The 12,059-nt window shown below is 39.4% G+C and carries 12 protein-coding genes and 4 tRNA genes; all 16 read left to right on the top strand.

All coding sequences use genetic code 11. The features are described 5' to 3' along the window. The first annotated feature begins 2 nt into the window (after window positions 1–2). Window positions 3–785: a uroporphyrinogen-III synthase gene (locus AC1M9P_RS04450; RefSeq protein ID WP_481586830.1), complete on the top strand. Its 783-nt coding sequence runs from the start codon at window positions 3–5 to the stop codon at window positions 783–785. Further along, window positions 782–1,621: a hypothetical protein gene (locus tag AC1M9P_RS04445; RefSeq protein ID WP_481586829.1), complete on the top strand. Its 840-nt coding sequence runs from the start codon at window positions 782–784 to the stop codon at window positions 1,619–1,621. The genes AC1M9P_RS04450 and AC1M9P_RS04445 overlap by 4 nt, the downstream gene beginning before the upstream one ends. Window positions 1,622–1,623: 2 nt before the next feature. After that, complete coding sequence (locus tag AC1M9P_RS04440) at window positions 1,624–2,817, top strand: heme biosynthesis protein HemY (RefSeq protein WP_481586828.1); 1,194 nt, start codon at window positions 1,624–1,626, stop codon at window positions 2,815–2,817. A 9-nt stretch (window positions 2,818–2,826) separates the two neighbouring features. After that, on the top strand, window positions 2,827–3,243 hold the full coding sequence (locus AC1M9P_RS04435; RefSeq protein WP_481586827.1) for an acyl-CoA thioesterase: 417 nt from the start codon (window positions 2,827–2,829) through the stop codon (window positions 3,241–3,243). Window positions 3,244–3,369: 126 nt separating this feature from the next. Beyond that, window positions 3,370–3,693: an H-NS histone family protein gene (locus tag AC1M9P_RS04430; protein ID WP_035267603.1), complete on the top strand. Its 324-nt coding sequence runs from the start codon at window positions 3,370–3,372 to the stop codon at window positions 3,691–3,693. A 166-nt stretch (window positions 3,694–3,859) separates the two neighbouring features. Then, window positions 3,860–4,603 (top strand): type II secretion system protein N, encoded by a 744-nt coding sequence (gspN, locus tag AC1M9P_RS04425; RefSeq protein ID WP_180028789.1) that lies wholly within the window; start codon window positions 3,860–3,862, stop codon window positions 4,601–4,603. Further along, window positions 4,603–5,439, top strand: coding sequence for a type II secretion system protein N (locus AC1M9P_RS04420; protein WP_481586826.1), 837 nt, complete (start codon window positions 4,603–4,605; stop codon window positions 5,437–5,439). Before gspN ends, AC1M9P_RS04420 begins: the two co-directional genes overlap by 1 nt. Window positions 5,440–5,481: 42 nt before the next feature. After that, window positions 5,482–7,869, top strand: a complete 2,388-nt coding sequence (gene gspD, locus AC1M9P_RS04415; RefSeq protein ID WP_481586825.1) for a type II secretion system secretin GspD — start codon at window positions 5,482–5,484, stop codon at window positions 7,867–7,869. A gap of 69 nt (window positions 7,870–7,938) precedes the next feature. Further along, a complete protein-coding gene (locus tag AC1M9P_RS04410) occupies window positions 7,939–8,613 on the top strand; it encodes an FHA domain-containing protein (RefSeq protein ID WP_481586824.1) in 675 nt (224 codons plus the stop codon). Window positions 8,614–8,671: 58 nt separating this feature from the next. Continuing rightward, complete coding sequence (locus AC1M9P_RS04405) at window positions 8,672–9,343, top strand: HAD-IA family hydrolase (protein WP_481586823.1); 672 nt, start codon at window positions 8,672–8,674, stop codon at window positions 9,341–9,343. A 117-nt stretch (window positions 9,344–9,460) separates the two neighbouring features. Next, a complete protein-coding gene (gene trpE, locus AC1M9P_RS04400) occupies window positions 9,461–10,954 on the top strand; it encodes an anthranilate synthase component I (protein ID WP_179999025.1) in 1,494 nt (497 codons plus the stop codon). Between the two features lie 98 nt (window positions 10,955–11,052). Further along, window positions 11,053–11,128: transfer RNA gene (locus tag AC1M9P_RS04395), tRNA-Thr, on the top strand. 53 nt (window positions 11,129–11,181) lie between these two features. Beyond that, window positions 11,182–11,265: transfer RNA gene (locus AC1M9P_RS04390), tRNA-Tyr, on the top strand. A gap of 34 nt (window positions 11,266–11,299) precedes the next feature. Beyond that, window positions 11,300–11,375, top strand: a tRNA-Gly gene (locus tag AC1M9P_RS04385). A gap of 14 nt (window positions 11,376–11,389) precedes the next feature. Further along, window positions 11,390–11,464, top strand: a tRNA-Thr gene (locus AC1M9P_RS04380). Window positions 11,465–11,613: 149 nt separating this feature from the next. Further along, window positions 11,614–12,059: GTP-binding protein (locus AC1M9P_RS04375; RefSeq protein ID WP_481586822.1), on the top strand; the 446-nt coding region annotated here is incomplete at its 3' end.

Below are 12,059 nucleotides of genomic sequence, written 5' to 3'. Positions count from 1 at the left end.
AAATGAAGTTTATCAATACTCGACCTGCAGATCGTGCTAAGCCTCTCAATGAGGCACTGGTACGTGCAGGATATGAGCCTATCGAGTTATCTGTACTAGAGTTGGCTGCTGTTCATTGGAGTGATGAACTTGATCAGCTCTTTCAGCAATTAATTTCAGCACAAGTGATTGTGGTCGTCAGTCCAACAGCCGTTGAAGTTGGCATGCAGTTTCTCGAAAAATCGGGACTTAGATTGACCGATTTAAATCATATCAAATGGATTGCAGTTGGCCGGAAAACAGCTGAAGCTCTAAGTCGATATGGTGTTAAAAGTTTAGTTCCAGATGTTGAAACATCTGAAGGAATGTTAAGTCTTCCGGTTTTAACACAAAATGCTGATCTCAAACGTATTGCGTTTTGGCGGGGAGAAGGTGGCCGTCAGTTCATGATGCAGCAGTGTCGTACTGCTAAAATTGAAGTACTTAATTTTGTTTTATACTCCCGCTACTGCCCAAGTGATGCTCAAGATAAATTTAAACATCTACTTGAAGCATTCACTGCAAATCCACAACCTTATGCTGTATTGATTAGTAGTGAAGCCGGTTGGAAAAATTGGCTGAGTTTATGCAAAAATTATCCTGTATTTATGCAACACGGTCATTACTTGGTTTTAGCGGATCGTTTATATCAGATCGTGTGTATGTATCAACAGACCTCAAATACTAAATTTCAAATCACTCAAATTGCGGACTTAATGCCAGATACGATTTTGTCGCAGCTTGAAAGTGAACATAGGCACTCATGAAGAAAATTTTATATCTATTCATTTTAGGCTTAATCATTTGGTTGATTAAACTCAGCTATGATCATTTTTCATTACAAGAAAAAGTTGAGTTGCTACAACAAACTCAACATAAATCAGAGCAATTAGTGGCAAGTTTGAATGATCAGTTGGTAGCAATTCAGCGCTCAAATCAGCAGGTTTCGTCTCAATCCAATCCACCTCAGCAAAACAATAATCAACAAGAAATTCAATCTGAAATCAATCCAATCAAACTCTTAAGTCAAAAATTAGAGCTAATTCAATTTGCCTTAGATCAACATGAGTTTGTATATGCACTTGAGCAACTCAATCAACTGGATCAACTGGTTGAGCGCTTGGCTTTGGCAGATACATTGCAGGTTTCAATGCATCGAGCTGTTGAGCATGATCAAAAAATGATTCAACAATATGTTGTGGCAAAAAATATTCAAATTGCTCAGTTAGGTGACTTGCTTGAAAATATTGATGCAAATTTGAAAAATGAACAACAAGTACAGCAACTCACGAGTGATAACTCTTCGCAATCCTCATGGTTTGAGCGTGTATTCAAAGTTGAACGCGTTGATGAACAGATGCCGGTATTACTTAATCGAAGATTAGTTTTAAAAGAAGTTCAATTGAGAGTGTTATTTGCTCAAAGAGCACTACAACAAGGACATTACATTGATTATCAAAATGCACTGACCTCAATTATCGATGAACTGGATCAACTGCCTGATGCTGCGGCAATCAAAATAAAAAATAAAGCGAAACATCTCAAACAAGCACAACTTTTACCTGTCCCTAAATTGAACAGTAAAGCAATTTTAGAGGGCTAATCATGAAACATATTTTTATAGTTTATGCATTAGTTGGTTTAATGATATTAGCCGTGTTAAGTGTGCTGAGTTATCAAGAAGGGCCAGGTTATATTTACATGCTTTGGCACGGTATTCAGATTCAAACGAACCTCTGGTTTGTTTCATTTTTTCTTCTATTCGTTGCTTTATCTCTTCATCTTTTATGGTTTTGGGTTGGAAAGATGAGATCAAGAGAGCAGCGTAAAATTCAACAAGTGACAGACTTTTCAAGGTTACATACGTATGAAAAATTAGGTGTTTTGTGGGTTTTGGAGGCCAACACAAAACAGCGAGAATATTTACAACCTGTGTTTGAGAACTCAGGATTACTCAAAGAAGTTATTCAATCTCGTATTTGGTTGAAGCAAGATCGTATTGATGATGCGTTGAGAGTTTTACAACAAAGTCCTGCAGATGCTTTTGAATTGGCTGAACTCCAGCGTATTGAAATTTATTTAGCTCAAGAGCTTCCAGATCAGGCTTTAACCCATTTAGAGTTTTTACATGGTCATATGCTGTCACCTTGGTTAAAAGATCTTGAAGATGCTTATCAGCATAAGTTGAATCATCTATGGGGTAGATTTGCGATTCAATATCCATGGCATTATTTAAAAGCCACGCAATATGGTCATTTAGATTTGGAACATAAAAAGAAATGGCTTTTAAAGCTACTCAATGATTTTGACAACGTTTCAAATACAGATTTAGAGCTTATTCAAATTCGGTATGCTCAAATGAGTGATCAAATTGTGTCGTCTTCATATGGTATTAAATCGTTATGGTTAAAACTTATTTCTCGCATTCCTGAGATGGCTTTTGATGAAACTCAACTTTCTTTGTCTTTATTAGAAGAACGGTTCGATCAGGATATTTTTTATTTATGGTTTCAACAACAATTGTTAAAACAAAATCCTGATTATGAAATGCTTGAAAACCAGATTGATCATTTTGAAATGAAATATCCTGGATTACCGATTTTGAGTTTTTCTAAATGGCATATTTATACTGCGACTCATCGTGAACAGGATGCTGAGGCATTATTGCAATTATATCCTGATCACCCTTTAATGAACTATTTAAGAATTAAATCTGTATTAAAAGGCGATGCTGTATTAACTCAGCAATTGAACAGTGTCTTTGAGACCCATAATAAATTTATTCAATTTAAGTTATGAGAATGATGAATGAAACAAATGAATGAGTACAAAGTCATTACCCATCAAAAAGTCGCTTGGGGTGATATGGATGCTTTTGGACATGTCAATAATGTGATTTATTATCGCTATATTGAAACTGCTCGAATAGAGTATTTAAATCAATTAGAAATCTTAGCGTTAAATATTAATACTGTTGTGGCTTCAAATAGTTGTAAATATCTTAAACCAGTGTTTTATCCTGATTATTTACGCATTGGAACTAAAGTGGTTGAATTGCGTAACTCTGCCTTCAGGATGGAATATACAGTTTGGAGTGAGCAGCAGAATGAAATTGTGGCAATTGCTGAGGCCGTTATAGTTTGCGTGGATAAAAATACAATGCAAAAGGTTTTGATTCCAGAGCATATTAGAGAAAAAATAATAGAAATAGACTCGGTTAATTAATGTGTTAAATTATTTGTTTTATTTATGTATATTAAATAACATGATGGATTGATTAAAATAATTTATAACAATAAGATGACGCTTTATAAATCTAATAATGATATTGAATTTTTTGGAGTAAATGTTATGCCTGATATTAGTAATTTATCTGTTGAAGAGTTAAGAAAGTTAACTGCTGAAGCCCAAGCTTTGATCGAGTCTAAGAAAGATCAGGAAATTGAAGATGCTTATCATCAGATTACTCAAATTGCTGAATCAGTGGGTATGTCTTTAGAGCAATTCATTGAATATGGTGCACAAAAGCGTAAGAAAAGCACGCGTAAATCTGTAGAGCCTCGTTATCGTAATAAAAATAATACTGCGGAGACTTGGACAGGGCGTGGAAAGAAGCCACGTTGGTTGGTTGCAGAGCTTGAAAAAGGTGCCAAATTAGAAGATTTTCTTATCTAATTTCACTGATTTGTCATGTAATGACACTAATATTAAAAAAACCAAGCAAATCTGCTTGGTTTTTTTATAAGTGAATTGGAGAAGTGTAAAAATTATGCATAATACCAAGATAGAAAATTTTCAAACATTTTGCGGTTAATTAGACTTAGATGTTGGTATACATGGAATGATAAAAAAATCAAAAAAAATGGTGTGGTTAAGCGTCGCTATCTTCGCTTTTTTATTATTTGTTTTTTTACAAGTTCCAGCATCGTGGCTTATAGCTAAATTTTATAAAAATAATCAAATTTTAAAAAATGTCAGTGGCAATATCTGGCAAGGTCAAGCAGATTGGCAAAAAGGAAATCTCGCGGGTTCTGTCATCTGGCAAACACGTCCTTTCGATCTGATTTTATTAAGGGCTGGTGCCAACTTAGAAATACATAGTGGTCAGACTCAACTCAATGGTGTAGTGGGTTATGGGCTTGGGAAAAAAATAATTATCAAAAATATGAGTGGAAATATTGCTCCTGAAACACTTAAAACATTTGTGGATTGGCAATGGCCTCAGAATAGTATTCAACTGAAGGATGTAGCATTTCAATTCAAACAAAACGATGGTTTTGCAAAAACTGACGGAGAGATGCAATGGGGTGGTGGTACGCTAACTTATACATTTGCCCAAAAACAAGAACGAATGAATATGCCATCCTTAAAAGGGCAATTTTCAGACGAAGCTGGAAAACTGCTCATTGATGTACAAGATCAGCGCGGGCAAAAAATGGCCAACCTTAGTTTAGATCCTGCATTAATGTTGGATGCACAGGTGACCCAAAGATTATTAATGAATGTGCCTTCATATGATGGTAAAGCTGGTTTGGATACCTTTGTTGTCAGTACGAGACAGCCACTGCTGAGTGGAGGCTTCTAATGAAGGGATTCCAAGATAAGTTCTCACAAATTTCATTTAAAGATTTAGATCGAATTGCTCCACTTACTTTATTTGTTCTGATTTTAATCATGATGTGGAAGCTCGCTTCATTATTTTGGTTGGTGGTTGCACCACCGCAAGTCATGCAAGTTGAGCAAGTCGCATTAGGTTCGCAGCAACTTCCTGTTCCGAATATATCGAGTTTCTCATTGTTTCAAGAAACAGGTGCGCAAGTAAGTGCTGCTGATGCTAATTTAGCGCTTACGTTGCAAGGGGTTGTGGTTTCGACGCCGAGTAGTCAATCTTCAGCCGTGATTAAAGTTCGAGAGGTTGCTGATCGTTATACCATTGGACAAACCTTAGAAGGAAGTTCTTATCAGCTTTCAGAAGTATATTGGGATCATGTGGTATTGAAACAGTCAAGTGGTGCGACGACTGAGTTGAGATTTACCGGAATAGAAAATCTTAATCAGCCACTGATACCTGATGCACAGCAAAATTCTGCTAACGTAACACCGAATTCTGGTCAAACGACCACTCAAAATGCCATTGGGCAGGCAATCAATCAAATTCAAGAAAATCGTGAACAATACTTAAGTAATATGGGTGTCAACACTGACAGTGGTCAAGGTTATGAAGTCACTGATCGAACGCCTGCATTTTTGAGAAGTAAACTGGGATTAAGACCTGGCGATCGCGTTTTATCCTTGAATGGGCAATCAGTCGGTCAAGGACAAAGCGATGCACAACTGCTAGAACAGGCTAAACGAGAAGGTAAAGTTCGCATTGAAGTAAAACGAGGTGATCAAGTGATGACCTTCCAACAAGAATTTTAAAATGTGTTAATTTGCATAAAGTATTAGGAAATATAACAAGTTATGGATTTTTTTAATCGAAATCGGTCACTTTGGGCGATGGTCGCAGTAGCACCAGTATTGGCTGTCGTAAGTACCGCTGCGCAAGCGCAAACTTGGAAAATTAACCTGCGTGATGCAGATTTGACTGCATTTATCAACGAAGTTGCAGATATCACGGGAAAAAACTTCGCAGTTGATCCGCGGGTTCGGGGTAATGTGACGGTTATTTCAAATAAGGCTTTAAACAAAGCTGAAGTCTATGATCTGTTCTTGGGTGTGTTAAACGTTAATGGTGTTGTTGCTGTACCTACGGGTAACACTATCCGCTTAGTCCCTGACAATAATGTAAAAAATTCAGGTGTGCCTTTTGATGCCTCTCGGAACGCACGAGGTGATCAAGTGGTCACTCGTGTCATTTGGCTGGAAAATACTAACCCCAATGATCTAATACCCGCGTTAAGACCACTCATGCCGCAATTTGCGCATTTGGCGGCGGTACAAGGAACAAATGCGCTTATAGTCTCAGATCGTGCGAATAATATTGCACAGCTTGAAACGATTATTCGTAATTTAGATGGAACGGGACAAAACGATATTGAAGCTATTAGCTTGCAGTCTAGCCAAGCTGAAGAGCTGATAGTTTTGTTGGATTCAATGTCTTCTACGGGTGGTGCCAAAGACATTTCAGGTTCTCGAGTACGTATTATTGCAGATGCACGTACTAATCGGATTTTGATCAAGGGTGATCCAAGTACTCGTAAACGCATTCGTCAAATGATCGAAATGCTTGATGTTCCTTCAGCTGATCGCTTGGGCGGTCTAAAAGTATTTAAGCTTAAGTATGCAAGCGCAAAAAATTTGGCTGAAATTTTACAAGGTTTAGTATCTGGTCAGGCGGTGAATAGTACCAGTAATTCAAATAGTGCAAGCTCCAATTCAAGTGCTAGTAACTCATTAATTAATAATACCTCGAGTAATACGTCTTCAAATGGGAGTGTTAGTACCCCAGCGATTAATTTGAATAGTGGTTCAAATCAAAATCAACAAGACATTACAAGTTTTAATAGTAATGGCGTGAGTATTATTGCTGATGGTGCACAAAATGCATTAGTGGTAAAAGCAGATCCTCAACTCATGCGTGAAATTGAATCTGCTATTCATCAACTTGACGTGCGTCGTCAACAAATTCTCATTGAGGCTGCTATTGTTGAAGTTGAAGGAAATGACGTAGATCAATTGGGTGTTCAGTGGGCACTAGGTGACATCAGTAGTGGTATTGGTGTAATCAATTTTGATAAAGCGGGTGTAGGGCTGAGTCAATTGGCTTCTGGATTCCTTGGTAATGTAGCTACGGGTGCTGGTTTGATTGGAGCTGGTGCTTCATTGGCCTTGGGTGAATATAAAGAAGGTGCGAATGGATCGCGTAAACTGTATGGCGCACTGATTCAGGCATTAAAGACCAATACCAAGTCGAACTTACTGTCTACACCATCGATTGTCACCATGGATAACGAGGAAGCTTATATCGTTGTGGGTGAGAATGTCCCATTCCAGACAGGATCTGTGACAACAACAGGTGGAACAGCAAACCCTTATACTTCAATTGAGCGTAAAGATGTTGGTGTAACATTAAAGGTTATTCCACAAATTGGTGAAGGTGGAACAGTTCGTCTTGCTGTAGAACAAGAAGTATCCTCGGTGAAGCCAGATAGTGGTGAGGCGAAAGACTTGGTGACCACTAAGCGTGCCATAAAAACCTCAATTTTGGCTGAAAATGGTCAAACAATTGTGCTGGGTGGTCTGATTTCAGATGATACTAAGTTAACGCGTCAAGGCGTCCCAGGTCTAAGCTCGATTCCTGGTTTGGGTAGACTGTTTAGAGCAGATGCAAAGAATAATGTGAAACGAAACCTACTCGTTTTTATTCATCCAACAATCGTAGGAGATACGGCTGATATTCGTAGATTGTCACAGCAACGCTATGATCGTTTATACAGTTTGCAGTTAGCACTGGATGGTGATGGGACATTTAAAAAGTTACCGGATAATGTTGATGATATCTTCCAACAGCGGTTGCCTGTATCAAGTACTCCTCAACCCGTCAAGCCTATCGTAGTGCCATCAACACCTCAAGCAGTAGAGCCGCAGGTACAGCGTTATACTGCTCCAACAGCACAGTCTAAGCCAGTAGGGCGTGTGATTGAACGTCCAAATGTCATCGTGACTCAGGATCCTGTGGTGAAATCAACGCGAGTGCTGCCAAAGCCTGTGATTTACAATCAAGTTGCCACAACAAATACAAACAATGCCCAAGTCGTGGTGGAAACCCCTATCGCGATTGAGCCAAAACAAGATGTGCAAAGAACACAAAATACGGTCACAACCACGACATTGAGACCATCTCGATAACATGCGTTCAATGTGAATCTCGAAAACAGCCATGTTAAAATGTCAAAACTTGAATAATGGATCGAAACTATGACTTGGAAATTACAAACAATTACTGGCGAATTTGCGGGTAAAGAAGTTGATATCGATCGAGACATGTTGGTGGGTCGTCATCAAGATGCAGATATTTTGATTCAGTCTGCAGATGTATCACGTCGTCATGCTGCTTTGTTTCTAAAAGAGCAGGTGCTCACTGTTCAAGACTTAGGTTCGTCAAATGGCACGTTTATTAACGATACAAAAGTTGCTGAAGGCGAAACTATTGTTAAAGATGGCGATATTCTGCAATTTGCTAGCCATAAATTTTTAGTTTTAGCACCTGCGCAATCTGCACAAACATTACAAGATATTCAGCAGCCTAGCGAAGCAATCGCAACAGCTGAAATTTCTTCAAAGGTTGCAGTAGAGAAGACAGCAGCAGCTGAAATGCTTGAGCAGGGTATGCCTGATCTGAAAGAGCGAGATAGCTCAGTTCAGCTTACACGAGATGGTATGCCTCAAAATGTAGGAATTCCTAAACCAGCGCCAATTCCTGAGGGAGTTGATGTTAATGCAACTGTCAATAAGCATGAAGCGTGTGAGGTAAATATTCCTGCAGCTTGTACGGAAAAAGAGTTGGAAACTCAAAAAAATGCCAATATTGGCTTAATGGCATTATTGGTGTTAGTGATTGTGGCACTGGTTGCCTGGTTTATTTTCAACTAAGTTGCATGTGATTTTTTAAGGCATGCTTTCGCATGCCTTTTTTGTTAGGTTTAAAATAATGAATATTGCGAATTTGGAACAGCGTGACTTAATTCTTTTTGATCTGGATGGAACCTTGGTTGATTCGGCATTTGATCTATATCGTGCCATGAATATGAGTTTGAATGTATTAGAACTGCCTTTGGTCACAGAAACTCAAGTTCGAAATTGGATTGGCAAAGGAACTTCATTGTTCTGTCAGAGTGTTTTAATGCATCTGACTGGGCGTGTAGAGCCTTCTGAGCATCAACAATTATTGGATACTTTTTTAGAAATTTATAATGCCGAACCGTGCGTGGATACGCGTCCATTTCACGGCATTATCGAATTTTTAGAGTGGGGTCGAGCTCATCAAAAAAAAATGGTGTGTGTCACGAATAAGCCGGAATTACCCGCTAGAAAAATATTAGCTGAATTAAACATGGATCACTATTTTGTGGATACGGTGGGTGGAGATCGTTTTGAGGTGAGAAAACCAGATCCCAAACCTTTGTTGCATTGTGTTGAGGCCTTTGGAACTGATGTGGACAATACCTTGATGATTGGTGATTCATCGAATGATGTAGAGGCAGCGCGCCGTGCGGGTATTGATTGTATTGTCGTAAGCTATGGTTATAATCATGGTGATGATATTCAGTTATGTAAGCCGCAACAAGTAGTTGATGATTTAACTGTGTTGATTTCTAAATAAGTTGTAATAAATAAAGAAGGGTAGAGGAATGAATAGTTTTAATGTTTTTCGATGGCGTCTCTCAGCACAGACTTTATAGAACATTCAATATGCATCGAAAACTACAGAGAATTCCTCATGACAACGTCAACTCAATTTCAACAACTTCAATCGCAAGGTTTTAACTTAATTCCAGTTTATCGCCAACGCTTAGCAGATACTGATACTCCATTGTCAGTATTTGCACGTTTAAAACAACATCAACAAGCCTATTTATTTGAGTCTGTAGAAGGTGGTGAAAACTGGGCGCGTTATTCCATTATTGGTCTGGGCGAGTCAACGGTATTCTCTTGTAATGAAGGACAGTTAACAATTCAGCATGCTGATGGCCAAGTCGAATCGTTTGAGTGCCAAGATCCTTTCCAGTATATCCGTGACTTTCAATCGCAGTTCAAAGTGCCGTCAAAAGCAGAACTCCCAGATTTACCCAACTTTACAGGGGGCTTGGTGGGCTATTTGGGATATGACGCGGTACGCTATATTGAGCCACGCTTAAATAACGTTCCTGATGCTGATCCTGTTGGATTGCCAGATTTATGGCTCATGTTGTCTAAAACAGTTGTGGTTTTTGATAATTTAAAAGACACGCTATTTATTATCGTACATGCGGATACACAGGATGCAGATGCTTTTAATAAAGCACAAACCCAGCTGGATGAAATCGAATCATTACTTGCCACACCGGTGAGCTTGCAGGCAAAGCCTCACACGGCCCCTCATTTTGAATCATTAACAGGTAAAGAAAAATTCTTAGAATCGATTGAAACTGTTAAAGAGTACATTCGTGCGGGTGATGTGATGCAGGTGGTTCCTGGTCATCGCATGGTATCGGACTTTGATGGTGATCCTTTACAAGTATATCGTGCATTACGTCATCTTAATCCTTCACCATATCTGTTTTTAGTACAAGGAAAGACGCTTAGTGATGAAAAGCCATTTTATATTGTGGGCTCATCACCAGAAATTTTATCGCGTTTAGAAAATGGGGTGGCGACTGTGCGCCCATTAGCGGGCACACGACCACGCGGTAAAACAAAAGAAGAAGATCTAGCGCTGGAAAAAGATTTACTTTCCGATGAGAAAGAAATCGCAGAGCACTTAATGTTGATTGATTTGGGTCGCAATGATATTGGGCGTGTATCAAAAATCGGTAAAGTGCAAGTCACTGATCAAATGGTGATCGAACGTTATTCACATGTCATGCATATTGTTTCTAATGTGCAAGGGGAAGTTGCGGAAGGCGTAGATGCTTTGGATGTTTTTAAAGCAACATTCCCTGCAGGAACACTTTCTGGGGCGCCAAAAATTCGTGCTATGGAAATTATTGACGAAGTTGAGCCAGTAAAACGTGGAATTTTTGGCGGTGCTGTTGGTTATTTAGGCTGGCATGGTGAAATGGACATGTCTATCGCAATTAGAACCTGTGTTATTCGCGAAAATAAGGTTTATGTGCAGGCTGGTGCGGGTCTTGTTGCAGACTCAAATCCTGATTCTGAGTGGAATGAAACCCAAATAAAAGCTCGCGCAGTGATCAAAGCGGTTGAATTATCATCAAACGGATTGATTTTGTGAGTTTTTAGGGTTTTTTTTGAAAAAAACACTTGCACGGATTTCAAGTTTTGCTAAACTGCACACCGTTCCGATACGAAACGTACGAAACACTAAGAAACGCCGGCATAGCTCAGTTGGTAGAGCAACTGACTTGTAATCAGTAGGTCCACAGTTCGAATCCGTGTGCCGGCACCATCTTAGAGAGTTTAAGTAGTCGAGTAAAGAACAACACTGAAGTAAGTGTAAATGGTGAGATTCCCGAGCGGTCAAAGGGAGCAGACTGTAACTCTGCCGCGTAAGCTTCGAAGGTTCGAATCCTTCTCTCACCACCAATTTTAAAACTTCGATCTAGTGTCTTACCAATATGCGGGAGTAGCTCAGTTGGTAGAGCGGCAGCCTTCCAAGCTGCATGTCGCGAGTTCGACCCTCGTCTCCCGCTCCATCGAAGTATTAAATGCTCTTATAGCTCAGTGGTAGAGCACTCCCTTGGTAAGGGAGAGGTCTCGAGTTCAAATCTCGATAAGAGCTCCAGATATACAGTTTAGTAGAAAACTCTACAAAGTTTTAAAGAAAGCAGGCTTATTAGTCTGCTTTTCAAGTATTTAAAGTGTCATTTTTTTGGCGACAGGTCGATACTGAACAATCTTAGAATTGTGTTCGACGTAAACGAGGAAGATCTCATGGCTAAGGCTAAGTTTGAACGTAATAAGCCACACGTTAACGTGGGCACAATCGGTCACGTTGACCATGGTAAAACAACTTTAACTGCTGCTATCGCAACTGTATGTGCGAAGAAATTCGGTGGTGAAGCTAAAGACTACGCTGCAATCGACTCTGCACCAGAAGAAAAAGCACGTGGTATTACAATTAATACATCACACGTAGAATACGATTCTCCAACTCGTCACTACGCTCACGTAGACTGCCCGGGCCACGCCGATTATGTTAAAAACATGATTACTGGTGCTGCTCAAATGGACGGCGCGATCCTTGTATGTGCTGCGACTGATGGTCCAATGCCACAAACTCGTGAACACATCCTTCTTTCTCGCCAAGTAGGTGTTCCATACATCGTTGTATTCTTAAACAAATGTGACCTTGTAGACGACGAAGAGCTTCTTGAGCT

It is taken from the genome of Acinetobacter sp. 25-47-122 (genome assembly GCF_056779695.1).
Note: the sequence above shows the minus strand (reverse complement) of the source record. Positions and strands in the feature narration are given on the sequence as shown.

Bases quoted from the DNA above. Each gene is read 5' to 3' on its own strand.
- AC1M9P_RS04450 (WP_481586830.1), top strand. From the start codon at position 3: ATGAAGTTTATCAATACTCGACCTGCAGATCGTGCTAAGCCTCTCAAT.
- AC1M9P_RS04445 (WP_481586829.1), top strand. From the start codon at position 782: ATGAAGAAAATTTTATATCTATTCATTTTAGGCTTAATCATTTGGTTG.
- AC1M9P_RS04440 (WP_481586828.1), top strand. From the start codon at position 1,624: ATGAAACATATTTTTATAGTTTATGCATTAGTTGGTTTAATGATATTA.
- AC1M9P_RS04435 (WP_481586827.1), top strand. From the start codon at position 2,827: ATGAAACAAATGAATGAGTACAAAGTCATTACCCATCAAAAAGTCGCT.
- AC1M9P_RS04430 (WP_035267603.1), top strand. From the start codon at position 3,370: ATGCCTGATATTAGTAATTTATCTGTTGAAGAGTTAAGAAAGTTAACT.
- gspN (WP_180028789.1), top strand. From the start codon at position 3,860: ATGATAAAAAAATCAAAAAAAATGGTGTGGTTAAGCGTCGCTATCTTC.
- AC1M9P_RS04420 (WP_481586826.1), top strand. From the start codon at position 4,603: ATGAAGGGATTCCAAGATAAGTTCTCACAAATTTCATTTAAAGATTTA.
- gspD (WP_481586825.1), top strand. From the start codon at position 5,482: ATGGATTTTTTTAATCGAAATCGGTCACTTTGGGCGATGGTCGCAGTA.
- AC1M9P_RS04410 (WP_481586824.1), top strand. From the start codon at position 7,939: ATGACTTGGAAATTACAAACAATTACTGGCGAATTTGCGGGTAAAGAA.
- AC1M9P_RS04405 (WP_481586823.1), top strand. From the start codon at position 8,672: ATGAATATTGCGAATTTGGAACAGCGTGACTTAATTCTTTTTGATCTG.
- trpE (WP_179999025.1), top strand. From the start codon at position 9,461: ATGACAACGTCAACTCAATTTCAACAACTTCAATCGCAAGGTTTTAAC.